This window comes from Gemella sp. oral taxon 928, assembly GCF_001553915.1.
In the GTDB taxonomy this organism is placed as follows: domain Bacteria; phylum Bacillota; class Bacilli; order Staphylococcales; family Gemellaceae; genus Gemella; species Gemella massiliensis.
Genome location: NZ_CP014233.1, coordinates 1,435,598 through 1,462,306 on the forward strand (window position 1 = coordinate 1,435,598; position 26,709 = coordinate 1,462,306).

A 26,709-nucleotide genomic window follows, 5' to 3' on the forward strand; every position below is an offset into this window, starting at 1 on the left:
TTTGTTTAAACTTACTTTTTATATTTCTAATCCGCGTTCTCTCATTATATTAATAACAAGCTCCGCGGTCTCCTCTATTGCCTTGTTTTGAACATCAATAACAGGGCAACCCATTTTCTCCATTATATTCATTGCGTATTCCAATTCTTCAAAAATTTGAACTTCATCGGTATAATCTGTTCCATGATCTACACCTAACGCTTTTAAACGTTCTCCCCGCAATTTATTTAACTGTTCTACAGAATTTGTTAAACCAATAATTTTTCTTTTAACCTCGTATAATTGTTCCGGTAAAATTAAATCCTGAACAATAGGTACGTTCATTACCTTAATGTTTCTATTAGCTAAATATAAACTAAGTGGTGTCTTAGATGTTCTTGATACGCCAAGAATAATTATATCCGCTTCTTTTAATCCGTTAATATCTTTTCCATCATCATACTTAACGGCAAATTCCAACGCATCTACACGTTTAAAGTATTCTGCTCCCATTTTTCTTATTAACCCCGGATTATTTTCCGGTTTAACTTTTAATTTTTCTTCAAAAATATTTAATATATCAGTTAGTAAATCAATAACTACTATCCCTTTAATTTTAGCTAATTCTTTTACATAACTTGCCAGTTCTTTATCTACCAATGTTTGAACAATAATATCATCTTTTTCTATATTAGCTAAAATTGATTCAATTTTGTCTTTTGTTCCCACATTGGAGTTTTTTAAAATTTTATAACTAACATCAGAATAAGAAAACTGAACTAACGCTGCATCTACAACATCTTTAGCAGTATTTCCTATAGAATCCGATATAATATGCACAGTTAACATACTACCCCTCCAATATCTCCAATAATATTTTTATTAATGTAGTTTTAGAAATTTTTCCCACGATAATTCTGCCGCCTGATTCTTCCCTTACTACCGGCAAACAGTCAATTTCGTGTAAAATAATCTTTCTAAGTGCATCACTTACCAAATCATCTTCGTGAATATAAACAACATTAGGCACCCTTGTCATAGCAAGTGCTATAGGTAATTTATCAGCCTCTGCATTACGTGATAATTTAAGCATATCTTTTCGTGATGTTACACCAACTAAATGATTATCTTCATCAACAATAAAAATAGTTCCTACATCATAAATAAATAATTTTGATAATACATCTGAGTAACTAGCTGTGCTTCTGGCAGTTATAGCAATTCCCATTACTTCTTTTATTAACTTACTTTTAAATTCCTCCCTTTTTTCTCCCGGTGAAAAGTCGTAATTGTAGTAATAACCAACATTAGGTTTAGCTTCCAATACTTCTAACATTCCCAGTACGGCTAAATCATTTCTTAATGTTGATTTCCCCAAAGATAGCTTTTCAGCAATCTCATCACTAGTAATCGGTTCAAAACTTTTCACTATTTCTATTATCGCCTTTTGTCTATCTGTAAGTTTCATTGTTCCTCCTTTATTTATATTACATTAACAATTATACAATATATTACATATTAATTCAATAAAAAATAAAATTAATATGTAATAATAATTCTTTAATGTGTTTCTTTCTAGTTTTTTTCTATAAAAACACGTTTAATTCAATGTTATAATGTTATACTAATATCTAGTTTTTTCTATCACAAAATATATATAATTTTATTTTCTTTTAAAGCTGTGTATGATATAATTAGTAGGGTAACGTATTGAAAAATTTATAGAAAGGACTTATTCTATGTCAAAATTATCTAAACTTTTTGTTATTGGAACCGGTATTGCGGTAGCAAATTATTATACAAAAAATCCTAATAAAATAGAAGAGCATGCTGAATTTATTAAGAAAAAATCTAAAGATTATTATGGTTATACTAAGTGTATGATTAGCTATACTAAAAAAAATGGTATCGAAGATGCAACTAAATATATGTATAATGATTTTAAAAACGTTATAAATAAAACTAAGAATAATCTGGAAAAAAGGTATAATAACGCCGTTGAGTATGGAAAAGAATTATCTGAGAATGTTTCTCAAATTAAAGAACAAGCATGTGACATAAAAGAATATTCAAAAGAATTGAAGGAAAACGTTGCTGTTGCAAAAGAAATCAGCGAAAAAACACAACCTGCATTAGATTCTTATAAAAAACATATGCAAACAACTCTAAATTCTATTAAGGATCAAGTAGAAAATATTAAACAAACGGTAACAGATTCTCAAACACAGGAAAAATAGAGGCATTTAAAAAGAATGCGATTGAAACATTAGAAAATGTTAAAGAACAAGTACAAACAGATGTACTACATAATAATAAATAAATAAGAGGTATATTATATGAAACTATTATCTACTAGCACCCTACCACAAACAGGTGAAATAGTTAAAAATTACGGAGTTTATATTGGTATTGTAATCATTATTCTTGTTATAATTTTTCTCATTTGGAGAAAAATTAAAGACAACAATAACAACGATGAAAACAAGCAAGATTAGTTTCTTGCTTGTTTCTTTTTTGGGCTTTCCTTTTAGGTCAACCCCTTTCTATTTTACTTAACAGCTACCTTTTTGTTATTTTGGTACGCTTCAACGGCATTATCTATTTTCGTTTCTGCTTCTTTTTTTATTTTTAAAATTTCATCTTTCTTAGCTGCTTTATCTATTCCATCAAAAGCTTGTAATCTAATTTTTTTTCAATTTTTCCACTAAATTATTATAATCCGCTTCAAAAGATTCTTCACCTGTTAAAAGGTTTTGTTTATGTACTTCTCCTAATGTTTCTAATTTCTTATTAGCGTAATCATTTAATTCTTTTTCTACATAGAATTTAAATGGTACAACTGGTTTAGATAATTCTTTTATAACCTCATATCGCACTTTATTGATTTGTGCATCAGTTGTTAATGAAGAAAGTTTTTCTATTGTTTCTTTTTCAATTTTTTCTAAATTTTCTAATGCGTTTGTTTTCTCTTCTTCTGTTAGAGATTTCATTTTGTTTATTTTTTCTTTTTGGTATTTAATTTCTTCCATTAATCCTTTTGCGAAGTTTTTAACTTTATCATTTTTAAAACTCTTTAAAGATTCTAATCTTGATTCTTCATGGAAGTTGTTACTTAATTCTAACAATTTATCAAAAATATCTTCCTTATCAATTTTTTTCTGTATTCTTCTTTTCTCTTTTCGCTTAAATTCATTTTATTTAATTCATCTTTTAATGCATCTCTTTGTTTTTTTAATTCTTCACCTGTTAATTTCTTGCTACTTGGTTTTTCGCTATTAGACTGTACTTTAGATTGAGTTGTTGCTGTACCGGCAGTGTCCGCTGCATGTGCTTCAACTGCGCTTCCTCCTATTGCTACTCCCAGTCCGACTAAAACAGAAGCTACTCCTATTTTATATTTTCTTATAGAAAATTTTTCTTTATTTTTCATTTTATATTCCTCGTTTTCTTAAATTTTATATTAGGGTATACCAACCCTAGAACATTGTTTATAATAACATATAATTTAATATTTTTCAATATAAATATACTTAAAATTTAGTTTTTTATTGTTTTTTTAATATTGTTAATAGTGAAAAAATAGTTGTTATTTCCTTATTTAACAGTATATTTGTGTTTATTTAATTTTATGTAAACTTAAAATTTTTATAAGTTTATTAAATAAATACAATCAATAATTATCTTGTATTAGGGTGAATAATTATTCACTTTTTATTTAATTTCAAACCTCTATATAAATATATTTTTTAAAATTAAAATTTAAGGAATTTTATATATTCCATGTAAATACAAAAAAAGAAATGAGTTTATAAACCCACTTCTTTATTAATCATTTATTATAAATTATCCAAAGACTCAAGACGCTCTTTTACACTATCATACTGCTCTTGATATAATACTTGTTTTTCTTTTTCTTTTGCTACTACCGTTTCCGGAGCAGAACCGACAAATTTTTCATTTGACAGCTTTTTATTAACACGCTCTAATTCTTTAGCTAATTTTTCCAATTCTTTGTTTAGACGTTTTTTTTCTTTATCAATATCAATTAAATCACTTAGTGATACATAAATTTCGGCACCTGATAAAATTCTGCTAATATCCGTTTCACTTACAGCTATATCTCTTTCCACAATAAGCTCACTAGGACGAGCAAATTTTTCCAGATAAGCACTTCCATTTAATAATATGTCTTTTACACTATCTTGAGTGTATTTTATTTTAATCGGAATTTCTCGTGACATCGGAGCATTTACTTCACTACGAATATTACGTACAGCAATTATAACTTCTTGAATAAATTGCATATTTTCAGTTTCTCGCTCGAATACCAGTTCCGGGTTAACTTCAACAAATTCTGATGTTACTATACTATCGCCGATATGGGGAATATGTTGCCAAATTTCTTCCGTTACAAACGGCATAAATGGGTGTAACATTTTTAATGACGCATCAAGTACATGAACTAATACTGATTTAGTTGTTTTTTTAGCTTCTTCATCTTCTCCATTTAATGAAATTTTTGCAATTTCGATGTACCATGAACAAAATTCTTCCCACACAAAATTATAAAGAATACGTGACGCTTCTCCAAACTCATAACGTTCAAACAACCGTTCAAAATCTTCTATTGTTTTCGCTAATTTAGTTAAGATATATTTGTCAGCTAATGTTTTTTCTCCACGCAAATCAATATCTTCGTATTTGAAATCTTCCAAGTTCATAATAACAAAACGAGAGGCATTCCAAATTTTATTGATATAATTCCAACTTGCTTCTATTTTTTCTGTTGAATAGCGAAGATCTTGCCCCGGCGTTGAATTAGTAGCTAAGAAGTAACGCAAACTATCAGCTCCGTACTCTGCTATAACCTCCATAGGGTCTACCCCATTGCCAAGTGATTTACTCATCTTACGACCTTGTTCATCCCGAACTAAACCATGAATTAAACAATCTTCAAACGGACGTACTCCGGTAAACTCTAAACCTTGAAATACCATACGTGCCACCCAGAAGAATATAATATCATATCCGGTTACTAAACAACTATTTGGATAATAACGTTTAAAATCTTCACTCTCCAAATCAGGCCAGCCTAATGTAGAAAATGGGAATAATGCTGATGAATACCATGTATCAAGTACATCTTCATCTTGAACATAATTTTCAATATCTTTTGGGGGATTAACATCAACATATATCTCACCGGTTTTTTTATGATACCATGCCGGAATACGATGCCCCCACCATAATTGACGAGAAATACACCAATCCTGAATATTTTCCATCCAAGTATTCAACGTATGAGCAAAACGAGGTGGATAAAAATTTACTTTTTCTTTATCATTTTTTTGATTTTTCAACACTTTTTCAGCTAATGGTTTCATATCAACAAACCATTGTTTTGACAGATAAGGTTCTACTACTGCACCGCTACGTTCAGAATGTCCAACAGAGTGTAGATGTTTTTCTATTTTGAAACATACACCGGTTTCTTTTAGATCCGCAACTAATGCTTTACGACATTCAAAGCGATCCATTCCAGCATATTTATCAGCATACTCATTCATTACAGCACCTTCGTCCATAACGATAATTCTTTCCAAATTATGACGTTCTCCTACTTCAAAATCATTAGGATCATGTGCCGGAGTAATTTTTACAACCCCACTTCCAAAATCTTTTTCTACATATTTGTCGGCAATTATAGGAATTTCCTTATTTATTACCGGTAATAATACTGTTTTTCCAATATATTTTTTATATCTCTCATCTTCCGGATGAACCGCAACCGCCACATCTCCAAACAATGTTTCCGGGCGTGTTGTTGCTACTTCTAAATATTCTCCGCTATTATCCGCTAAAAAATATTTCAAGTGATAAAATGCACCTTCCACATCTTTATGAATTACCTCAATGTTTGATAATGCTGTACGTTGTATAGGATCCCAATTGATAATTTTTTCACCACGATAAATAGTCCCATTATTATAATGATCAACAAAAATTTTTGTAACAGCTTTGTTTAATCCCTCGTCAAGAGTAAATCTTTCTCTTGTATAGTCAAGACCTAGTCCCAGTTTTGCCCACTGTTCACGGATATACCCCGCATATTCTTCTTTCCATTCCCAAGCACGCTCTAAAAATTTTTCTCTCCCTAAATCATAACGTGAAATTCCTTCTTCGCGTATTTTTGCTTCTACTTTCGCCTGAGTTGAAATACCGGCATGATCCATTCCCGGCAAATACAATACATCATACCCTTTTAGACGTTTAAAACGTGTTAACATATCCTGCAATGTTGTATCCCATGCGTGACCAATATGTAACTTACCTGTTACATTTGGTGGCGGAATAACAATTGTATAAGGATTTTTCTTACTTTTGTTATCTGCTTTAAATACTTCTTTTTCTAACCACCAACTGTAGCGATTATTCTCTACTTCTGTTGGATTATATTTTGTTGACATTTCAGTCATATCTATATCCTCCTATACTGTTGTTTCAATTCTACTTAGGTAAAAAAAATAACCCTCTTCCTTAATGACAAGGACGAAAGTTTCCGTGGTACCACCTTTATTCTAAATAATTTAGCACTTATTAAAGATTAACGCTCTTTCCACGTTTAAAGCTACCTACCATTCACTTTAAATGCTCACCGTCTACTTCAAAGTCTTGCCTAGGAGAAATCTCTCAACCACTGATCTCTTTTCTGTATCCTACGGTACGCAAGAACTTTTACTTATCGGCTCATCGCATATATTTTATAATTAAAATACGTTCCTTATAATACCATATTTGAAATAATAATTCAAGCAATATAGAAGTAATTATTTTAATTTTTTATAAATTTTTTGATAGTATATTATAAAATGAAATTAACTACTTAATAAAATGGAAAATTATAATTGAGCATTTATTATTATTTTACCTATACAATTTTAAAATTTATCTTTATTTTAAACTAATTATTATGTTATAATCATAATACACTATTACGAAAGGAATAAAGATCAAAAATAATAGTCTTTATGATTTGATATATGATAAAATTAATAGCCTGTGATATGGACGGAACTTTATTAAATTCTGAACATATCATTCCTAAAAAAAATGTTGAACTTATAAAAATTGCTCAGCAAAATAATATAAAATTTGTTGTTGCAACCGGCAGACCATATTATGAAGCACTACCGGCACTAAAATTAGAAAACATAAAATGCGATATAATAAGTTTTAACGGGGGTATAATTTATGATAGCAAAGGAGATATATTAGATATTATTCCTATCTCACTAAAAGATTTATACTATACTGTTGAAATTTTCAAAACTTTAGATATAAAATACCAATTATATACAAAAAACACAGTATTCACAGAAAATTTAGAAACTGATATTCAAGCTTATGTTGACCTTATTCGTGCGAACGGTCAGGAACCAAATATTGAACATTTGCGTAAAGATGCTTTCAAACGTGTCGAAAACGGTTATCTTACAGAAGTGAAAAATATAGAATTCTATTTTAATCAACCAAGTAATCCTCCTATAAAGGTAATTGGATTAGATGCCAATCCGGAAAAATTAAAAAAAGCACAGCAACTTTTAGCAGCCAATGAAAATCTTGCAGTAACTTCATCCGGAATCAATAATTTGGAAATTATGGATAAAAATGCCACCAAAGGTAAGGCACTAAGAAAAATTTCCGATAAATACAATATCTCACTAAAAGATATAATTTCAATAGGAGATAATTTAAATGATCTTTCTATGTTAGAAATATCAAATATCAGTGTTGCTATGATAAATGGTATGGACAAGTTAAAAAATATTTCCACCTATATTACTACCAAAGATAATACTGAAGCAGGTGTCGCAGAAACAATTTTTCCCATACTGGAAAAGGAGAATAATATATTAAATGAGGATAATATAAATAAATTATTAATGAAAGAGGCAATAAGAGCTGCCGACTACGCTTATGTTCCATATTCCAACTTTAGAGTCGGTGCTGCAATATTGGCAGATAATGGTGTTATTTATACCGGTTGTAATATAGAAAATGCCAGTTACTCACCAACCAACTGTGCTGAAAGAACAGCAATATTTAAAGCTGTCAGTGAAGGTGTGCGTAATTTTAAAAAAATTGCTATTGTAGGCGGTAAAAAAGGCGACAACTTAAATCCTTACTGCCCGCCATGCGGTGTTTGTCGCCAAGTGATTGCAGAATTTGCAGAAAAAGACTTCAAAATGTTGCTAGGTGATTCTCCGGATAACTACACTGTTTATAATTTTTTTGAAGAAGTATTACCACTTAGTTTTACATCAAAAGATTTAAAACAATAATATTTAACTATTCAAATACATTTAACAATGTATTACCCAAAAATATACTAATGTACTGAACCTAAAAAATTAGATATAAAAAATCTTACTTTTAGGATCAGTACATTTTTTCTCCTGCTCCATGTTTTACACATAACTGATTTGAAATTCACAATTTTTCCCATCATTCCTACATTTCATTTTGTAGAAAAAAAGATGTAGCAAATGCTACATCTTAAATGACCCGTACGGGACTCGAACCCGTGTTACCGCCGTGAAAGGGCGGTGTCTTAACCGCTTGACCAACGGGCCAAAAATATAAAAAGGCTAATGCTAATTGATTAGCCTTTTATTTAATGAGCCATGAAGGACTCGAACCTTCGACCCTTTGATTAAAAGTCAAATGCTCTACCAACTGAGCTAATGGCTCATGGCTGGGATACCTGGATTCGAACCAGGGGAATGACGGAGTCAAAGTCCGTTGCCTTACCGCTTGGCTATATCCCAATAATAAATGAATGGTGGGGAGAAGTGGATTCGAACCACTGAACCCTAAGGAACGGATTTACAGTCCGTCGCGTTTAGCCTCTTCGCTATCTCCCCTATTTATGACAAAATAAATGGTGGAGGTTAACGGGATCGAACCGCTGACCCCTTGCTTGTAAGGCAAGTGCTCTCCCAGCTGAGCTAAACCTCCTCCAAAAATGGTGACCCGTACGGGACTCGAACCCGTGTTACCGCCGTGAAAGGGCGGTGTCTTAACCGCTTGACCAACGGGCCAAAATGGCTCCACAGGCAGGACTCGAACCTGCGACCCTCTGATTAACAGTCAGATGCTACTACCAACTGAGCTACTGTGGAATAATAAGCCTAAAGCATTTGCTAAAGACTTCAAAAGCCTGGCAACGATCTAGCCTCGCAGGGCGTAAACCCAACTACTCTCGACGCTAAAGAGCTTAACTTCTGTGTTCGGTATGGGTACAGGTGTGTCCTCTTTGCTATCGCCACCAGACGAAAACTTTATACTCATATTATATCAATTCCTCTCCTTTTGTCAACTTCTTTACTTCTCTGCTTCTACTCTCTGATTAAGTCCTCGACCTATTAGTTTTAGTCAGCTTAATGTGTTACCACACTTACACTCCTAACCTATTCTCCTTGTCGTCTTCAAGGGGTCTTACCTTTGTGGGAAATCTCATCTCGAGGGGGGCTTCATGCTTAGATGCTTTCAGCTCTTATCCCTTCCATATTTAGCTACCCAGCTATGCCACTGGCGTGACAACTGGTACACCATTGTTATGTCCATCCCGGTCCTCTCGTACTAAGGACAGCTCCTCTCAAATTTCCTACGCCCACGACGGATAGGGACCGAACTGTCTCACGACGTTCTGAACCCAGCTCGCGTACCGCTTTAATGGGCGAACAGCCCAACCCTTGGGACCGACTTCAGCCCCAGGATGCGATGAGCCGACATCGAGGTGCCAAACCTCCCCGTCGATGTGGACTCTTGGGGGAGATAAGCCTGTTATCCCCAGGGTAGCTTTTATCCGTTGAGCGATGGCCCTTCCATTCGGTACCACCGGATCACTAAGTCCTGCTTTCGCACCTGCTCGAGTTGTCTCTCTCACAGTCAAGCTCCCTTGTGCCTTTACACTCTCCAAATGATTTCCAACCATTCTGAGGGAACCTTTGAACGCCTCCGTTACTCTTTAGGAGGCGACCGCCCCAGTCAAACTGCCCACCTGACACTGTCTCCCGGTTTTCTATTCCGTGGGTTAGAATTCCAATACACAAAGGGTAGTATCCCAACATCGCCTCCTCATACACTGGCGTGCATGCCTCTTTGGCTCCTACCTATCCTGTACATTCTGCATCAAAATTCAATATCAAGCTACAGTAAAGCTCCATGGGGTCTTTCCGTCCTGTCGCGGGTAACCTGCATCTTCACAGGTACTATGATTTCACCGAGTCCATCGTTGAGACAGTGCCCAAATCGTTACGCCTTTCGTGCGGGTCGGAACTTACCCGACAAGGAATTTCGCTACCTTAGGACCGTTATAGTTACGGCCGCCGTTTACTGGGGCTTCAATTCTTACCTTCGCTTGCGCTAAGCAATCCTCTTAACCTTCCAGCACCGGGCAGGCGTCAGCCCCTATACTTCACCTTTCGGTTTTGCAGAGACCTGTGTTTTTGTTAAACAGTCGCTTGGGCCTATTCACTGCGGCCTACTCTCGTAGGCACCCCTTCTCCCGAGGTTACGGGGTCATTTTGCCGAGTTCCTTAACGATGGTTCTCTCGCTCACCTTAGAATTCTCTTCCCAACTACCTGTGTCGGTTTGCGGTACGGGCACCTCTTATCTCGATAGCGGCTTTTCTTGAGAGTTTGGCTTCATTGACTTCGCTACTTTTTTTCGCTCCCCATCACGCTTCAGTCTTATAAGTAGCGGTTTTGCCTACTACTTAACCTTTGCGCTTAGGCGCCCTATTCCATCAGGGCACTCAATTAGCCTCCTCTGTCCCCACTTCTCTCAATCGATATTCGGTGGTACAGGAATTTCTACCTGTTGTCCATCGGCTTCACCTGTCGGCTTCACCTTAGGTCCCGACTTACCCAGAGCGGACGAGCCTTCCTCTGGAAACCTTAGTCTTTCGGTGGATAGGATTCTCACCTATCTTTCGCTACTTACACCGGCATTCTCACTTCTAACTTCTCCACTTCGCCTCTCGGCTTAACTTCTACGACGTTAGAACGCTCTCCTACCATATAACATCTGTTATATCCGCAGCTTCGGTTGTATGTTTAGCCCCGGTACATTTTCGGCGCGATGTCACTCGACCAGTGAGCTATTACGCACTCTTTAAATGGTGGCTGCTTCTAAGCCAACATCCTGGTTGTCTGTGCATCATCACATCCTTTTCCACTTAACATACAATTTGGGACCTTAGCTGGCGGTCTGGGCTGTTTCCCTTTCGACTACGAACCTTATCACCCGCAGTCTGACTCCCGTTTATATTTATCCGGCATTCGGAGTTTGTCTGAATTCGGTAACCCGGGATGGGCCCCTAGTCCAAACAGTGCTCTACCTCCGGTAAACTCTTTAACGAGGCTAGCCCTAAAGCTATTTCGGAGAGAACCAGCTATTTCCAAGTTCGATTGGAATTTCTCCGCTACCCACACCTCATCCAAACACTTTTCAACGTGTCCTGGTTCGGTCCTCCATTCAGTGTTACCTAAACTTCAACCTGGACATGGGTAGATCACTTGGTTTCGGGTCTACTCCATCATACTATCTCGCCCTATTAAGACTCGCTTTCGCTTCGGCTCCGTGTCTTCCACTTAACCTTGCATGATATAGTAACTCGCCGGTTCATTCTACAAAAGGCACGCCATCACCCCTAAGGGCTCTGACTACTTGTAAGCACACGGTTTCAGGTTCTTTTTCACTCCCCTCCCGGGGTTCTTTTCACCTTTCCCTCACGGTACTGGTTCACTATCGGTCACTAGGTAGTATTTAGCCTTACCAGATGGTCCTGGTCGCTTCCGACGGAATTCCTCGTGTTCCGTCGTACTCAGGTGCTCTCTCTTGCTTACTTAGCATTTCGTATACAGGTCTTTTACCTTCTTCGGCTCACTTTTCCAAGTGCTTCTACTATACTTCGTAATACAATTTCTTGAGAGTCCTTCTACCCCTATATGCATGCATATCGGTTTGGGCTTCTTCCTTTTCGCTCGCCGCTACTTGGGAAATCGATTTTTCTTTCTCTTCCTGCAGGTACTTAGATGTTTCCGTTCCCTGCGTTACCTCGCTTTTGCGTACCGCCTTTTTATTTGCGGTGGGTTCCCCCATTCGGATATCTACGGATCTTTGCTTACTTACTGCTCCCCGTAGCGTTTCGTCGTTTGTCACGTCCTTCTTCGGCTCCTAGTGCCAAGGCATCCTCCGTGCGCTCTTTTCTACTTAATCGTGTGTAGCTTTTTGCTTCGTTTTCTTCCTTGAACTCTTTTTGTGAATAAGTTTTTCTTACTTACCTTATTCTTCTGTTTCTCGGTTTTGTAAATCTGTTTTCTTTTCTAGAAATTTTTTGATCTAATATTTGTATTCAGTTTTCATTGTGCTTGAGTATTACTTGAACACTCAAAACTAAACGAATTCCCCAACATATCCTTTTTTCCTTAGAAAGGAGGTGATCCAGCCGCACCTTCCGATACGGCTACCTTGTTACGACTTCACCCCAATCATCTGTCCCACCGTGACCGGCTCCTCCCTTTCGGTTAGGTCACCGTCTTCAGGTGTTACAAACTCTCGTGGTGTGACGGGCGGTGTGTACAAGACCCGGGAACGTATTCACCGCGACATTCTGATTCGCGATTACTAGCGATTCCAGCTTCATGTAGTCGAGTTGCAGACTACAATCCGAACTGAGAATAGTTTTATGAGATTGGCTTACTTTTACAAGCTCGCTTCTCTTTGTCCCTATCCATTGTAGCACGTGTGTAGCCCAAGTCATAAGGGGCATGATGATTTGACGTCATCCCCACCTTCCTCCAGTTTGTCACTGGCAGTCTATCTAGAGTCCCCATCTTACTGCTGGCAACTAGATATAAGGGTTGCGCTCGTTGCGGGACTTAACCCAACATCTCACGACACGAGCTGACGACAACCATGCACCACCTGTATCTGTGTTGTCTCAAAGAGACAAACAACGTGATCTCTCACGCCCTCACAGTATGTCAAGACTTGGTAAGGTTCTTCGCGTTGCTTCGAATTAAACCACATGCTCCACCGCTTGTGCGGGTCCCCGTCAATTCCTTTGAGTTTCAACCTTGCGGTCGTACTCCCCAGGCGGAGTGCTTAATGCGTTTGCTGCAGCACTGATCTCTTTTGAGACCAACACTTAGCACTCATCGTTTACGGCGTGGACTACCAGGGTATCTAATCCTGTTTGCTCCCCACGCTTTCGCGCCTCAGTGTCAGTTGCAGGCCAAAAAGCCGCCTTCGCCACTGGTGTTCCTCCTAATCTCTACGCATTTCACCGCTACACTAGGAATTCCACTTTTCTCTCCTGCACTCAAGTTTATCAGTTTCCAATGACCTTCCACGGTTGAGCCGTGAGCTTTCACATCAGACTTTCTAAACCACCTGCGCGCGCTTTACGCCCAATAATTCCGGACAACGCTTGCCACCTACGTATTACCGCGGCTGCTGGCACGTAGTTAGCCGTGGCTTTCTGGTTAGGTACCGTCTGTTTTGTGTATAGTTACTACACAACCTTTCTTCCCTAACAACAGAGCTTTACGAACCGAAATCCTTCTTCACTCACGCGGCGTTGCTCCGTCAGACTTTCGTCCATTGCGGAAGATTCCCTACTGCTGCCTCCCGTAGGAGTTTGGGCCGTGTCTCAGTCCCAATGTGGCCGTTCACCCTCTCAGGTCGGCTATGCATCGTCGCCTTGGTAGGCTTTTATCCCACCAACTAGCTAATGCTCCGCAAAGCCATCTTATAGTGTCAGCATGACCGACTTTTAAATATCTCCCATGCGGAAAATACTGTTATCCGGTATTAGCTACAGTTTCCCATAGTTATCCCGGTCTATAAGGCAGGTTCTTTACGTGTTACTCACCCGTTCGCCGCTAAGAATTATCGGTGCAAGCACCAATAATTCTTCGCTCGACTTGCATGTATTAGGCACGCCGCCAGCGTTCGTCCTGAGCCAGGATCAAACTCTCCAAATATTTTCTTATTTGTTTGCTTGATTTAGCTCTTTTTAAAGTTTTATAGTTCCTTTTTGAACTGTCCTTTTTTGGAATTACGTTGACTTAATTCGTTTAGTTTTCAATGTTCAATTTGTTGCTTTAGCAACTTTTCTATCTTATCATTTTATTTCAGGTTTGTCAAGTTTTTTTCTTTTCCTTAACTTTTCCTACTTTAAAATCTTTTACTGTTCGTCTTCTTTCTTGAAGACCTTATTATTCTATCATTTACTTTTTATTATGTCAAGGTCTTTTTCTACTTTTCTTAAAAAGTTTATTTGATTTGAATATTTGTTCCGTCTTCGTGCGAAGACGTGTATTAGTTTATCATCTTTGTTTATTATTGTCAATACTTTTTTATAAAAAAATATGAACGATTGGTAATCGCCCATATTTTACATATTTTATATATTTTTTATAATTAAATTATTTTACTTTTTTTCGCAACAAATATAATGCACTCACAAGTGTTAATAATCCTATTAGTGACGTTTCAGCTACTAATCCCGTTTTGGGTAGTGTTTTACCGCCTTTATTATTACCACCTTTATCTTTTTCATCAGGTTTTGTGCCACCTCCTTGTTCTTCGATTTTTTTACTGAAATCTATTTGAACAATAACAGGATCGTGATCCGATGCTCTTCCATGTTCTTCCATAAATGAGGCATTTATATGAACCGGTGAAAATACCACTTTATTTTCTATATTTTTAGACACAAAAATATTATCTAAACTTTGATTACTTCCACGGTAGAAATAAGAATAACGATCTTTTGCCGGATGTTTTAGCATCAGATTTACCAGTTCATTCCCGGCTATCAAACGTGCTGTTTCCGAAAAATCAAAGTCATTGAAATCTCCTGTTAAAACAAATTTTAAATCAGGATTTTGGTTTAAGCCTTCTTTTATAAAATTGTTTAAAATTTTTGCCTCTTCCAATCTTTTTGGTAAAGTATTTTGAACTGCCGGTTGTGTTGAACCGTAAACTGCATCATCACCCAATTTTGATTTCAAATGATTCGCTATAACTACAACTCTTTCCCCTTTGAAATCAAATTCTGCTGCCAACGATTTTCTTACTTTGTCAAATGATGGATTCATTGGATCTATTCTTGCCGGATTTTTTTCTAAATGACCGTTTTTAAATACCGCAGCTTCCGTACTGCTACCTTTTTCTTTTTCTACTAAGGTCACTCTTTTTGGATTATATAAATATGCTACTCGAATGTTTGCTCCCGGTTTCCCTCCATCTTTTCCGTCAACAGGTGCTATTTCTGTATATTTATATTCTTTACCGCCTAATTCCGCTATACGTTTGGCTAATTTTTCGCCACTTTTAACTCCATCAACAGTTCCATCATTTATACCCCCATTATTATCTTGAACTTCTATTAATGTAATAATATCAGGACTATGTATCTCATCAATAAATGATTTTGCTATTTTATTTACTTTTTCTTCAGGCGTTTCATCTTGACCGTTTGTATTTGCTGAAAAATTCTCAATATTATAAGAAGCTATGGTAAGTTTATCTTCCGCAGGATATATTTTTGAAATTTCTCTAGTTAATCCACCGTCTTGAAGTGTAGGAATGTTTTTTGGATCTATTTTGTATGTTTTGTTTTTATATGTTACTACACCTGTAATATCTTCATTAAAATAGTCTTTAGCTTTAGCTATAAATTTATTCCCCACGATAATCGGTAATGTTTCTGTATTTTGAACATTAGGACGTAAATTTACACCACCTATATTATTAAGCGTTAATCCGTTATAATCACTCGGTAAAACGTAAATATCTCCTTTATACTGCGGGCCAAGAACACGCGGTTTTTTAACAGTTGTCAACATCCCTTCTAAACTTTCCCAATAATCTAATGCTTCAGTTTCCGGTTGATATGAGTTAATATTGTTATCCACTATATCTTTCGGCATTTTTTTAGAAATATCTATTGCCTCCGGCAATGATGATGTTCCGTTTTTCTCAACTTTAACATCTACTAACTGTGTGACGGTAAGACTGCCTGCTGGAGCTTTGAAAGTTGTACCGGGTTTAATACTATATTCTTCCATATATCCTTCTTTAACCGTACCCTCTATTGTCAACTTATCTCCAACTTCTACTTGAACATTACTTGCAACATAAATAGCATCTGAAGTTTTATTGTTATTGTCAGGAGTTATATCTTGAACATAAAACCCTGTTTTATCTTTATGCGTAACTACTACATTGCTAACTTTTATTTTTTTCCCCGCTAATACCGATTGATGCCCTTCACCTTGAATCTCTCCAATATTTGCTACTATTTTTGCATCTTCTACAGCTTTTACTGTATTAATATTTACAGTAGTACCTATCGTGCCTATTGACAGCACCGTAGTTGCCATAATAACTGATATTGTCCTCTTTTTCATTATATAGTCTCCTTTTTTGTTTATTGATAATATTATTTTACTACTTATATCAAAAAAATTCAACAAACGTTTTCATAATATTTTTCTATATTAAGAAAAAACGCCAAAATAATCCTGATTTCAGCGTTTTTATATAATTATTTTCTTAGTAATGAAATATTCAACTCCAATAATTGCTCCAAATCTACCGGCGATGGTGCTTGTGTCATCGGATCAGCTGCATTCGCCGTTTTAGGAAATGCTATTGTATCACGTAAATTATCACGTCCTGCCAATAACATAACAAATCTATCCAATCCTAACGCACACCCGCCGTGCGGTGGTACTCCATATTCAAAAGCATCTAACAAGAAACCGAACTGATCTTGAGCTTGCTCTTCTGTAAATCCTAATGCCCTAAACATTGAAGATTGTATTTCTCTATCAAAAATACGAATACTTCCACCACCTAATTCATATCCGTTAAGAACAATATCATACGCCTGAGCATATGCTTTTTCAGGTGTTGTTTCCAACAATTCAACATCTTCTATTTTCGGCATAGTAAACGGATGGTGCGCTGCACTATAACGACCTTTTTCTTCATCATATTCCAACAACGGCCAATTTACTACCCATAGATAATTATATTTATTTTTATCTATCAAATCTAAATCAGCTGCCAATTTTTGTCGTAAAGCTCCCAAAGAAGCATAACAAACTTTTTTACTATCCGCCGCAAATAAAATAATATCCCCTACTTCAGCATCTACTCTAGCCACTATTTCCTGTGCCACTTCATCTGTAAAGAACTTGGCAATAGCTCCGTTAAAACCATCTTCTGTGACTTTTACCCAAGCTAAACCTTTCGCACCGTAATTAGCCACATATTTCCCTAATGCGTCAATGTCCTTTCTTGAGTATTTTTCTGCACAGTTTTTAGCAACAATACATTTTACAGCTCCGCCTTGTTCTACTGCATTAGAAAACACCTTAAAATCTAAGTTTTTAACTAAATCACTGACATCTTTCAATTCCATATCAAAACGAGTATCCGGTTTATCACTACCAAATCTCTCCATTGCCTCTTCATAGTCTAGGCGTGGAAATGGTAAAACTACATCTACTCCTTTTACTTCTTTCATAACATGAGCAATTAATCCCTCAATTATAGAAATAATCTCATCTTGTGACATAAAGCTCATTTCCATATCTATTTGAGTGAAATCGGGTTGTCTATCTGCACGTAAATCTTCATCTCTGAAACATCTTGCAATTTGATAATATCTGTCAAATCCTGCTACCATTAATAGTTGCTTAAATAATTGCGGCGATTGTGGTAAAGCATAAAATTCCCCGGGATGAACTCTACTTGGTACCAAATAGTCACGTGCTCCTTCCGGTGTTGATTTTGTTAAAATTGGTGTCTCAACATCAATAAATAACTGGCTATCTAAATAATCACGTGTTGCCTTAGTTATTTTTGAACGCAGTTGCAAAACTTCTGCCAATTCACTACGTCTTAGATCAAGATAACGGTATTTTAATCTTAATTCTTCGCTTGATAAAGAAGGATCGTCTAAGACAAACGGTAAAGTTTTAGCCGTTGATAAAATTTCCAATTTGTCAGCAATAATCTCCACTTTCCCTGATGCTATTTTTTCATTTATTGTATTTTCACTACGAGGTACTACTTCACCTTCTATAGAAATAACAAACTCATTTCTTAATGTTTCGGCTAGTGAATGTATTTCGGCATTTTTCTCCCCTGAGAAAACACATTGTACTATACCCATTCTATCTCTCACATCAATAAAAATAAGACTTCCTAAATCACGACGTTTACTTACCCAACCTTTTATCGTTACTCTCTTCCCAATATATTTCTCATCTATATGACCGGCATATTCTGTTCTTCCGTATGCACTCATTACTGTTCTCCTCTCAATTTCATCTCTAAATATGATATTATATTCTCTTGTTTTATGTTTTCTTGCTCAAAGTTTGCCATATTTTTAATAATCACTTCCGCCGTTTCAAGTTCACTTTCTCCTACAATGATAGAAAATTTTGCATTATATCTATCGGCTATTTTCATCTGTGCTTTCATTTTCTTATCAAAATAATCATTTTGAACTTTAAAACCTGCTAGACGTAAATCATTTGTTAATTTCACACCATAAGTCCCGGCTTTTTCTCCCATGGATACTACAAATATATCAATAGTTTCATCAATAGGTAATTGTATATTTTCACTCTCTAATGCTAATAATAATCGCTCAATACTAAGTGCAAAACCTATTCCTTTTTTATCCTCAGGTCCTTCCAATAATTTTATTAATCCATTATAACGACCACCACCACAAAGTGTTTTTAATTCTACATTCGGATTATCTATCATTATTTCAAATGCGGTATGAGTATAATAATCTAAGCCTCTTACTAAATTGTGGTCAATTTCATATTTTACTCCTAAGTTATCCAAATGCTTGAGAACTTCTGCAAAATATTGTTTTGATTCTTCTCCCAAATATTCTAATAACTTAGGTGCTGTTTTTACTAATTCGTGATTAGCATCTACTTTACAATCCAATATTCTCATCGGATTCTTATATAATCGATTGTTACAATCCTCATCAAATTCATGAATACGCGGTTCAAAATGTTTAATCAATGCTTCATTATATGCTTGCCTTTCTTCCGGGTTACCTAATGAATTTATACTGACCTTTATATTTTCAATTCCAAACATTTTATATATATTATATGCAAGACTAATTACTTCTGCATCAATTTTAGGACTTTCGTCTCCGATAACTTCTACACCATATTGAACAAATTGACGGTAACGTCCTTTTTGTTTTCTTTCATATCTGAACATTGGCCCAACATAGTACAATTTTTGCGGTTGAATTGTTTTAGCAAATAATTTATTTTCGATATAAGAACGAACAGTCCCTGCCGTTCCCTCCGGTCTTAAAGTTATCGAACGGTTTCCTTTATCTAAAAAAGTATACATTTCTTTTTGAACAATATCCGTTGTATCACCAACACCTCTACTAAATAATTCCGTAGATTCAAACATAGGTGTTCTTATCTCTTCATAACAAAAGTTATTACTAATTTCTCTTAATTTATTTTCGATATATTGCCACTTTTTGCTCTCTTCCGGCAAAATATCTTGTGTACCTCTCGGCATTGTTATAACCATAATATTCTCCTTTCTTTTTAAATAAAAAACCCCATACAAGCCTCAGCTTATATGGGACGATATTATTTCTCGTGGTGCCACCCTAATTCGTACTAATTAATCACAATTAATACCTTATTTCCTTATTAAATTGTGCAAAAAGCGTTCTTTATTTTACCTATTATTATCTAATCTTTCAGCCACTGGATTAAATTCTCTTCTAAATTATAAGAATATAAAATAAACTTCTTTTTACCTCATTTGTCACTGTTTACTTAAATATATTATACTAAACTCCAGTTGTTGTCAAGAACTAAAATATATATTCAATTAATTTTTCTACAAATTTTCATTTTGTCATATTGTAAAATAAAATTACATAAAAAAGTAATAATAAACAACTTTCTTATCTATGCCGTATTTATTTACTATTCTTACAAAATTAATAATACAATAGTAGCCCACAAAATAATAAATTAAGACCGGAGAACATTGACCCCGATCTTAATTTTATTCTGTCCAATATAATGTTATTTTTCTACAGCAATAACTTCAATTTCTATATTTCCGCCCAACGGTAATGCTGCTACTTGAAACGCTGAACGTGCAGGAAGAACATCGTTAAATTGTTCCGCATAAATTTTATTTACTTCTACAAAATCTGCAATGTCTTTCAAAAGTACCAATGATTTTACTACGTGATTCATTGAACTTCCCGCTTCTTCTAATACAGCTTCAATATTTTTAAATACTTGTTTTGCTTCTTCTAACACTCCACCTTCTACTATTTTTCCGATTTCCGGATTAATACCTAATTGTCCTGAACAAAAAATTAAGTTTCCTACTTTATTCGCCTGAACATATGGACCAACCGCTTTAGGTGCTTTCTGAGTGTTTACTTTTTCTATTTTCATCTTAAAATCTCCTTAATTAATTATTTATTTTAATGCCTGTTCTAAATCTTCCACCAAATCTTCTAAATCTTCTACACCACAAGATAATCTTAAAAGAGTATCCGTAACTCCTTGAGCCAATCTATCCTCCTTACTCATACAAGCGTGCGACATCGTTGCAGGATGTGAAATAATAGATTCAACCCCGCCAAGACTGACCGCAAAAATCGGAATAGTTATTTTTTCTAAAAAACTATCCATATCTTCCTTAGAATAAAAATCGAAAGATAAGACAGCTCCTCCCGAACTGGCTTGTTTAGAATGAATATCAAAATATTGACAACTGGTAAGTTCAGGGTAGTAGACTTTTTTAATTTTTTCCTGTTTTTCTAAAAATTCGGCTAAACTTAGTGCATTGGTAACTGATTTTTCCATTCTAAGTCCCATAGTTTTCATACCACGAAGAGTTAGCCACGCATCTTCTACTCCCATTATACCACCAAAGTTTTTCTGAAGTAAACAAATTTCTTTGGCAATCTCTTCATTATTTGTAGCTATTGCTCCCGCTACTACATCACTATGACCGTTAATAAATTTTGTCATACTTTCTACAACTATATCACAACCGAGTTCAAGCGGTTTTTGATATATCGGTGTCATAAAAGTATTATCTGCAATAGTTCTAATATTATTTTTTTTCGCTAACTTAACTATTTCTATTATATCTGAAATTTTTAATAACGGGTTTGACGGCGTTTCTATATAAATAATCTTTGTATTATCTTTAATATGTTTTTCAACATTATTTAGATTACTATAATCTGTAAACGTAGTTTCTATCCCATACCTCGGTAATATTTCTGAACAAAACTGATAAGTACCGCCATAAACCTCTATCGGAAGTATAATATGCTCTCCGGTTTTCAAAGTCATAAGTGCAGTTGTTATAGCTGCCATTCCGGAAGAAAAAGCAAAGCCATATTTAGCATTTTCCAATTTTTCTATAGCTTTTTGCAAAGCAACTATTGTCGGATTGGCAAATCTGCTATAGCAATATTTTTTCCCATCAGTATAAAAATCCTTTTGATCAAAAGTAGAAGTTTGATATTTAGGAATAGATGCCGCTCCCGTATAATTATCTATTACCGGATAACCATGAAGTAAATTTGTATTTACCCCTTTCATTTTATTCGTCCTCCTTATTTTTTATTTCCTGAATATATTTATAAATACTCACCTCTGACATATTAAATATAGTAGCAACCTGTGAAATGGATTCTTTTAAGGTGAAAAATCCACGTTCGTTTAAAATGCTCACTATTTTTAATCTATCATCTTTTTTTAATTTTACATTGTCCAAATTATAATGCCCTGTTACTTTATAAATAGTATCTTCGATTATATTATCAACCGTTCCGTATAAATTTTCAATTTCATCACTTTGTTCTTTGTTGTAAAAATCTTTATTATTAACCTTAGAAAATTGCTCAAGAAATTCCTCTAATTTGTTAAACATCATTAACTCTTCTGAATAATCTATATTAACACAAATCATTCCAATTAATTCATTATCACTATTCTTTATAAAAAAACTGGATGATTTAAACTTTTTACCATTTTCTGAACGACTTTTATAGTTTGTCAGATAATTTTTTCTCTTATATATTTTTTTATTGAGAATATCCACTAATAAATCTGTTGCAGGTGAACCTATTGTTCTCCCCGATAAACTGTTCTTTATATAAATAACACTCTTATTCAAATCTCCACGTAAATCATGAAGAACTACTTCACATTTTTCGCCAAGAATTTCCGCTATAAAATCGACTATTGGTATGTACTGTTTCATTTTTTCTATCCTTTATAAAATTTTATAACTTTGTTATAATTTATTATAAAGGATAGAAAATTTTTTTTCAACCGATAGCAACTAAAAAATTATGATTTCGTTTAAAAAAATTTTCGAGTTTTCTTCGAACAATTTATTAGATTTGAAAAAAATTTTTAAAAGTAAATTTTCAAATTAGTAAAACTACTTGTGTTTAACTACTAATAAGTAACTCCTATTAAAATTTTAACTTTTAGTTTAATACCATCATTTTGAATCTTTCAATTTATGATATAATAAAATTATGGAGGATACTATGAACAAAATAAAAATTAATCTACTTATCATTATTCAAACTATTTCTTTATTAATCAGTTCCATCCTAGCTATTATTTTTTATAACTGTTTCAATTTTTCCTTTTATGAAAACTTCTATAAAAAAGAAAATTTAGCTAATAATATTGGCACAACTTATCCCGAACTTATTAATAATACTCATAATTTATTGAATTATTTAAAAGGAGATGCCGCTTTAAACACCGCTTGGTACTCTACTAAAGATATTCTTCATATGATAGATGTAAAAAAACTTTATGATATAAGTTATTATATTATGATTAGCGGTTATATAATTTTTGTTTTTTTGACAATACTTTTATTATTTTTATTAAAATGGAAATTTTTAAATTACTTGACTGCTATTTTTAACAAAGTGTCAATTTCCTTTGTACTTGCAGTTGCTATTCTTGGAATTGTTATTTCCGTTAACTTCAATACATTTTGGTTAAAATTCCACACTATCCTTTTTTCAAATGATTTATGGCTTCTTAGTCCGGATGAGTCTAATTTAATTAAAATGGTACCTGAAGAATTCTTCACAGCACTCGTTACAAAAATTGTTATTCATGTTTTAATTTTCTTCACCTGTTTAATAGTTGCTAATGGTGTTTTAAAAAAATACTTTCTAAAAACAAGGTAAAAAATTTTATTTAAAGTATATATATGTTATAATTGGTTGGTCAATAATTAAAAATAGATGAAAGGATACTACAATGGCTGAAAATAAAAATAAAGACATTATCACAGAAGATAAAGTTACTTTCAGATTATGTGACGATTGTCTTGGAGTAAACTTAAAAACTCTTATTCCAAAATTAAAGAAAAAAGCTCCTAATGCTGAATTTATTATCGGCTGTCAATCGTACTGCGGTCCGGGTAGAACTCAAACTTTTACCTTAGTAAACAGCAGAATCTGTATCGCTGATACCGAAGTAGAACTTATGCCACTCGTTGACGAAAAATTAAGAGATAGAATGAGTGCCGAAGATGAAGAAAAATATAGAAAACGTCTTGAGCGTCGTCTTGAGCGTACATTTTATTTTATTGTACCTGAAAATATTACGGTGAAAATCGGAACCGAAATACCCTTAGACAGTACCGATGTTATTGCGCGTAAAGCCGGTCAGTCTTATTTAGATAAACTTATAATAGAAAGCAATTTTGACAAAAACTTACCGGGAACTTATGAAATTATTTACAAAGTAAATATTGATGGAAAAGAGCATAAAAGAACCAGATTGATAACCGTAATTGAATAAAGCGTATAGTCGGAAATAATAAATATATTATTTCCGGCTATATTTTCTATATAAGAAATGTACATTTGTAAATGATGTGAGACAAAAAAGTAAAAAATAAATACCAGATATAATAGAATTACATAGAAGCTAGCTTCTATGTAAACCGTATGAAGCCCCCGACGTAAATTACATTATTTGATTAGATTTGCCAGCTTTAATTCCTTAGAGAACATTTCAGATTTCTAAAACTTATTTGTCAAGGATTTGAAAAAGGCGTAGCCCTTGTCCTTGACAAATAAGTTGTGAAATCTATTATCTAACAAGGAATTAAAGCCTGCATATTTTTATAGACTCTTTCCGTAGCTCTTTTCTTTTTTCAACAGGAGAAAGCCAATTTAAAGTCTGCATAGGAAGACGGTTAGAGCGATATAGATACTTTTTCATCTGAGATACAAGATCATCATACAAAAAGAAAGATAAACGCCTGTAAAAACGTTCATTATCATTTCTATGACTACGTTCAACCTTACCGTTATGTCTAGGAGTTCTAGGTCTAATAAGTTGATGTTTAATGCCAAGATTATTACACAATACATCAAAAGGGTGTATTCGTTTAGTATCTTTAAAATGCGTAAATTCAAAACCATTATCAGTTTGAATTATCTTAGGTTTATACCCAAAATAATCAATAGCCATTTTAACAAATTGAACAGTAGAATATGATGATTGTTCTTTAAAAGGGAAAATAAATCTTTCCCTAGTAGCTTCATCAATAATAGTATATTGATAAAATTTATCAGGAATTTTTCCTACATAACAACGTTTAGGAACATATTTCACATCAAGTTGCCATTTTTTACCAATTTCAGTAGGTGTGTTATAGGGTTTAGGTTTATAAGGAATTACTTTTTTCTTAGTATCTTTATAAAAACCTAATTTTCTAAGTACTCTAAATAAAGAACAAGGATGTCTTTTATAACCTTTGTTGAATTTAAGTTTAGCATATAATTCAATCATAGAAATATTAGGATTACGTTTAATAAGATTTTTAATCCAAGACAATTCTTCAACTGTATGGGCGTTAGGGTGAATGGAATGAGGTCTATGAGACTTATCTATAAGAGACTCTTTAGTACCGTCATATTTTTTATTCCAACGCAAAAGAGAGGCTTTTGATATTTTATAGCGCCTACAAACAAAACGAATAGAGTTACCGTTTCTATAAGTTTTAACTGCAGCTATTCTTGTTTGTAAAGTATGAGGTATATATCGTTGTGTTTTTTCTATATTTTCTGTTATAATAGTTTTCATAAGAGTAAATTCCTTTTTTTGATTTGGTGTAACTTCATCATACAGGATTTACTCTTCTTTTTTTTTATTATATGTCTCACATCTATTGTAACACTACACCGGCTATATTTTCTATATAAGAAAACGTTTTATTTTTAAACTGTAATATGATATGATATAAATGTATATACTACAAAGGAGGCTATACATATGGAGAATAATTATTCAAATATTTTAGTTGCTGTTGATGGTTCGTATCTAGCTGAGTGGGCTTTTGAAAATGCGGTATCTATCGCTAAAAAAAATAATGGTTCTCACTTATTTATTGTTTCTGTTGTTGATAAAACAATCTCAAGTACAAATAGTTTAGGAAATAATTATACTGCTAAACACTTAGAATTTGCTGAAAAATTAGTTAACGGCTATGCAACCGCAGCAAAAAAACACAGAATTGCTGCTACAGGCATTGCTGTAGTCGGTATCCCTAAAATCGTTATTACTGAAGATATTTTAGAAAAATATAATATTGATTTAGTTGTTTGCGGATCTTCCGGACTTACTGGTCTCAAACGTGTCTTAATCGGTTCTGTTTCAGAAGGAATAGTAAGATATGCAAATTGTGATGTTATCGTTATTAAGCATTACTCTATTCCGGAAAATTATACGGCGAAGATTATTTCAGAATTAAGTGATAAATAATTAACTATAAAAAATAAATTTAACTACTATAATGTAATCGTTAACTAAAAAATAAAAATTATATAACTTTCTATTGATTAATATCTCGATTATCTGATTGTTTTATGGCTTTATCACTAAAGAATTTAAGTAAGTTTTTTGAAAATAATTTTACTTTCTTTCGAAATATGTTATAATATAAGTAAAGATAATAAGGTTTGGAGGTTCTCGCTATGGAAAACAAATACTCAAAAATATTAGTTGCAGTTGATGGTTCTAAACAAGCTGAATGGGCTTTTAAAAACGCAGTAGCTATTGCCAAAAGAAACGAAGATGCTGAGCTTTATATAGCTTCTGTTATAGATGCAACAATCGCTACTTCCGGATTATCAGACCCTTATATTTTCAATTCATTCTACAAAAGAACAAAAGAATTAGTTGACAGCTATGTGGAATCTGCTAAGAAAGACGGCTTAACAAAAGTATTCGGCATTGTTGAACAAGGTATTCCTAAAATTGTTTTAAGTGAAGACATTGTCGACGAAAAAGGCATTGACCTTGTAGTTTGTGGTTCTTCAGGTTTAACAGGATTCAAACGTATGCTAATGGGTTCTGTATCTGAAGGTATTGTGCGTTACGCTAAGTCTGATGTAATCATTATCAAACAACGTTCAATACCGGAAGATTTTGAAGCTACTATCGCTAAAAAATTCCAAGAAGAACAAAACAATTAAAAAAAGTTCAAACGGGAAATTTTAATAACTTCCTGTTTGAATTTTTTTATAACAAAATAAGAAGGTGTAT

At 34.0% G+C, this 26,709-nt stretch carries 18 protein-coding genes, 7 tRNA genes, 3 rRNA genes, 1 pseudogene and 1 other annotated feature; of the genes and pseudogenes, 7 read left to right on the forward strand and 22 right to left on the reverse strand.

Features of this window, described 5'->3' with window-relative positions:
• Positions 1-18: 18 nt before the first annotated feature.
• Entirely contained in the window at positions 19-828 is an 810-nt protein-coding gene (locus tag AXE85_RS06630) for a pyruvate, water dikinase regulatory protein (protein WP_062174129.1), read from the reverse strand.
• 1 nt (position 829) lies between these two features.
• Positions 830-1,447 (reverse strand): helix-turn-helix transcriptional regulator, encoded by a 618-nt coding sequence (locus AXE85_RS06635; RefSeq protein ID WP_021753345.1) that lies wholly within the window; start codon positions 1,445-1,447, stop codon positions 830-832.
• A 271-nt stretch (positions 1,448-1,718) separates the two neighbouring features.
• On the opposite strand from AXE85_RS06635, the gene AXE85_RS06640 reads away from it, so the two are divergent.
• Together AXE85_RS06640 and AXE85_RS06645 are read left to right on the forward strand one after the other, a co-directional pair.
• Complete coding sequence (locus AXE85_RS06640; protein ID WP_231723769.1) at positions 1,719-2,216, forward strand: hypothetical protein; 498 nt, start codon at positions 1,719-1,721, stop codon at positions 2,214-2,216.
• 99 nt (positions 2,217-2,315) lie between these two features.
• Positions 2,316-2,474, forward strand: a complete 159-nt coding sequence (locus AXE85_RS06645) for an LPXTG cell wall anchor domain-containing protein (protein ID WP_062174131.1) — start codon at positions 2,316-2,318, stop codon at positions 2,472-2,474.
• A 186-nt stretch (positions 2,475-2,660) separates the two neighbouring features.
• On the opposite strand, the gene AXE85_RS06650 is transcribed toward AXE85_RS06645, so the two are convergent.
• The 3 genes from AXE85_RS06650 to AXE85_RS06660 form a co-directional block, all read right to left on the reverse strand.
• Complete coding sequence (locus AXE85_RS06650) at positions 2,661-3,104, reverse strand: DUF1542 domain-containing protein (RefSeq protein ID WP_062174133.1); 444 nt, start codon at positions 3,102-3,104, stop codon at positions 2,661-2,663.
• Complete coding sequence (locus AXE85_RS06655; protein ID WP_062174135.1) at positions 3,098-3,409, reverse strand: YSIRK-type signal peptide-containing protein; 312 nt, start codon at positions 3,407-3,409, stop codon at positions 3,098-3,100. The genes AXE85_RS06650 and AXE85_RS06655 overlap by 7 nt, the downstream gene beginning before the upstream one ends.
• 406 nt (positions 3,410-3,815) lie before the next feature.
• Positions 3,816-6,461, reverse strand: coding sequence for a valine--tRNA ligase (locus tag AXE85_RS06660; RefSeq protein ID WP_174222377.1), 2,646 nt, complete (start codon positions 6,459-6,461; stop codon positions 3,816-3,818).
• A 60-nt stretch (positions 6,462-6,521) separates the two neighbouring features.
• Positions 6,522-6,739: a binding site (T-box leader), on the reverse strand.
• A 280-nt stretch (positions 6,740-7,019) separates the two neighbouring features.
• Between AXE85_RS06660 and AXE85_RS06665 the strand changes: the two genes are divergently transcribed.
• Positions 7,020-8,321, forward strand: coding sequence for a cytidine deaminase (locus tag AXE85_RS06665; RefSeq protein WP_062174139.1), 1,302 nt, complete (start codon positions 7,020-7,022; stop codon positions 8,319-8,321).
• 219 nt (positions 8,322-8,540) lie between these two features.
• Here the strand turns inward: AXE85_RS06665 and AXE85_RS06670 are convergent.
• The 16 genes from AXE85_RS06670 to AXE85_RS06745 form a co-directional block, all read right to left on the reverse strand.
• Positions 8,541-8,612, reverse strand: a tRNA-Glu gene (locus AXE85_RS06670).
• 45 nt (positions 8,613-8,657) lie between these two features.
• Positions 8,658-8,730, reverse strand: a tRNA-Lys gene (locus AXE85_RS06675).
• Position 8,731: 1 nt separating this feature from the next.
• Positions 8,732-8,807, reverse strand: a tRNA-Gln gene (locus AXE85_RS06680).
• A 12-nt stretch (positions 8,808-8,819) separates the two neighbouring features.
• Positions 8,820-8,903: transfer RNA gene (locus tag AXE85_RS06685), tRNA-Tyr, on the reverse strand.
• 18 nt (positions 8,904-8,921) lie between these two features.
• A tRNA-Val gene (locus AXE85_RS06690) sits at positions 8,922-8,997 on the reverse strand.
• Positions 8,998-9,005: 8 nt separating this feature from the next.
• A tRNA-Glu gene (locus tag AXE85_RS06695) sits at positions 9,006-9,080 on the reverse strand.
• A 4-nt stretch (positions 9,081-9,084) separates the two neighbouring features.
• Positions 9,085-9,161, reverse strand: a tRNA-Asn gene (locus AXE85_RS06700).
• 36 nt (positions 9,162-9,197) lie between these two features.
• A 5S ribosomal RNA gene (gene rrf / locus AXE85_RS06705) occupies positions 9,198-9,312 on the reverse strand.
• Between the two features lie 72 nt (positions 9,313-9,384).
• Positions 9,385-12,265 (reverse strand): 23S ribosomal RNA (locus AXE85_RS06710).
• A gap of 213 nt (positions 12,266-12,478) precedes the next feature.
• A 16S ribosomal RNA gene (locus tag AXE85_RS06715) occupies positions 12,479-14,034 on the reverse strand.
• Together the 16S, 23S and 5S rRNA genes with 7 tRNA genes alongside form the textbook arrangement of a ribosomal RNA operon.
• Positions 14,035-14,478: 444 nt before the next feature.
• Positions 14,479-16,467: an endonuclease/exonuclease/phosphatase family protein gene (locus AXE85_RS06720; RefSeq protein ID WP_062174141.1), complete on the reverse strand. Its 1,989-nt coding sequence runs from the start codon at positions 16,465-16,467 to the stop codon at positions 14,479-14,481.
• Between the two features lie 137 nt (positions 16,468-16,604).
• On the reverse strand, positions 16,605-18,377 hold the full coding sequence (gene aspS / locus AXE85_RS06725) for an aspartate--tRNA ligase (RefSeq protein WP_062174143.1): 1,773 nt from the start codon (positions 18,375-18,377) through the stop codon (positions 16,605-16,607).
• A complete protein-coding gene (gene hisS, locus AXE85_RS06730) occupies positions 18,377-19,657 on the reverse strand; it encodes a histidine--tRNA ligase (protein ID WP_062174145.1) in 1,281 nt (426 codons plus the stop codon). The genes aspS and hisS overlap by 1 nt, the downstream gene beginning before the upstream one ends.
• A 509-nt stretch (positions 19,658-20,166) precedes the next feature.
• On the reverse strand, positions 20,167-20,550 hold the full coding sequence (locus tag AXE85_RS06735; RefSeq protein ID WP_062174147.1) for a Rid family detoxifying hydrolase: 384 nt from the start codon (positions 20,548-20,550) through the stop codon (positions 20,167-20,169).
• Positions 20,551-20,574: 24 nt separating this feature from the next.
• Complete coding sequence (locus AXE85_RS06740; protein ID WP_062174149.1) at positions 20,575-21,714, reverse strand: trans-sulfuration enzyme family protein; 1,140 nt, start codon at positions 21,712-21,714, stop codon at positions 20,575-20,577.
• Position 21,715: 1 nt separating this feature from the next.
• Positions 21,716-22,378: a helix-turn-helix transcriptional regulator gene (locus AXE85_RS06745; RefSeq protein ID WP_062174151.1), complete on the reverse strand. Its 663-nt coding sequence runs from the start codon at positions 22,376-22,378 to the stop codon at positions 21,716-21,718.
• Between the two features lie 295 nt (positions 22,379-22,673).
• On the opposite strand from AXE85_RS06745, the gene AXE85_RS06750 reads away from it, so the two are divergent.
• Together AXE85_RS06750 and AXE85_RS08880 are read left to right on the forward strand one after the other, a co-directional pair.
• Positions 22,674-23,336, forward strand: a complete 663-nt coding sequence (locus tag AXE85_RS06750; RefSeq protein ID WP_062174153.1) for a TIGR01906 family membrane protein — start codon at positions 22,674-22,676, stop codon at positions 23,334-23,336.
• A gap of 73 nt (positions 23,337-23,409) precedes the next feature.
• Positions 23,410-23,727: pseudogene (locus AXE85_RS08880) on the forward strand (immunoglobulin-like domain-containing protein); the annotation flags it as partial.
• A gap of 537 nt (positions 23,728-24,264) precedes the next feature.
• On the opposite strand, the gene AXE85_RS06760 reads toward AXE85_RS08880, so the two are convergent.
• Positions 24,265-25,248, reverse strand: coding sequence for a DDE-type integrase/transposase/recombinase (locus tag AXE85_RS06760; RefSeq protein ID WP_062174156.1), 984 nt, complete (start codon positions 25,246-25,248; stop codon positions 24,265-24,267).
• A gap of 189 nt (positions 25,249-25,437) precedes the next feature.
• Between AXE85_RS06760 and AXE85_RS06765 the strand changes: the two genes are divergently transcribed.
• Positions 25,438-25,926: a universal stress protein gene (locus AXE85_RS06765; RefSeq protein WP_062174159.1), complete on the forward strand. Its 489-nt coding sequence runs from the start codon at positions 25,438-25,440 to the stop codon at positions 25,924-25,926.
• A 212-nt stretch (positions 25,927-26,138) separates the two neighbouring features.
• Positions 26,139-26,639, forward strand: a complete 501-nt coding sequence (locus tag AXE85_RS06770) for a universal stress protein (protein ID WP_062174160.1) — start codon at positions 26,139-26,141, stop codon at positions 26,637-26,639.
• The last annotated feature ends 70 nt before the right edge of the window (positions 26,640-26,709 follow it).

What these genes read in the sequence shown, in the direction of transcription:
- AXE85_RS06630 (WP_062174129.1), bottom strand. Translation starts at nt 828, where the DNA reads ATGTTAACTGTGCATATTATATCGGATTCTATAGGAAATACTGCTAAA.
- AXE85_RS06635 (WP_021753345.1), bottom strand. Translation starts at nt 1,447, where the DNA reads ATGAAACTTACAGATAGACAAAAGGCGATAATAGAAATAGTGAAAAGT.
- AXE85_RS06640 (WP_231723769.1), top strand. Translation starts at nt 1,719, where the DNA reads ATGTCAAAATTATCTAAACTTTTTGTTATTGGAACCGGTATTGCGGTA.
- AXE85_RS06645 (WP_062174131.1), top strand. Translation starts at nt 2,316, where the DNA reads ATGAAACTATTATCTACTAGCACCCTACCACAAACAGGTGAAATAGTT.
- AXE85_RS06655 (WP_062174135.1), bottom strand. Translation starts at nt 3,409, where the DNA reads ATGAAAAATAAAGAAAAATTTTCTATAAGAAAATATAAAATAGGAGTA.
- AXE85_RS06665 (WP_062174139.1), top strand. Translation starts at nt 7,020, where the DNA reads ATGATAAAATTAATAGCCTGTGATATGGACGGAACTTTATTAAATTCT.
- AXE85_RS06720 (WP_062174141.1), bottom strand. Translation starts at nt 16,467, where the DNA reads ATGAAAAAGAGGACAATATCAGTTATTATGGCAACTACGGTGCTGTCA.
- aspS (WP_062174143.1), bottom strand. Translation starts at nt 18,377, where the DNA reads ATGAGTGCATACGGAAGAACAGAATATGCCGGTCATATAGATGAGAAA.
- hisS (WP_062174145.1), bottom strand. Translation starts at nt 19,657, where the DNA reads ATGGTTATAACAATGCCGAGAGGTACACAAGATATTTTGCCGGAAGAG.
- AXE85_RS06735 (WP_062174147.1), bottom strand. Translation starts at nt 20,550, where the DNA reads ATGAAAATAGAAAAAGTAAACACTCAGAAAGCACCTAAAGCGGTTGGT.
- AXE85_RS06740 (WP_062174149.1), bottom strand. Translation starts at nt 21,714, where the DNA reads ATGAAAGGGGTAAATACAAATTTACTTCATGGTTATCCGGTAATAGAT.
- AXE85_RS06745 (WP_062174151.1), bottom strand. Translation starts at nt 22,378, where the DNA reads ATGAAACAGTACATACCAATAGTCGATTTTATAGCGGAAATTCTTGGC.
- AXE85_RS06750 (WP_062174153.1), top strand. Translation starts at nt 22,674, where the DNA reads ATGAACAAAATAAAAATTAATCTACTTATCATTATTCAAACTATTTCT.
- AXE85_RS06760 (WP_062174156.1), bottom strand. Translation starts at nt 25,248, where the DNA reads ATGAAAACTATTATAACAGAAAATATAGAAAAAACACAACGATATATA.
- AXE85_RS06765 (WP_062174159.1), top strand. Translation starts at nt 25,438, where the DNA reads ATGGAGAATAATTATTCAAATATTTTAGTTGCTGTTGATGGTTCGTAT.
- AXE85_RS06770 (WP_062174160.1), top strand. Translation starts at nt 26,139, where the DNA reads ATGGAAAACAAATACTCAAAAATATTAGTTGCAGTTGATGGTTCTAAA.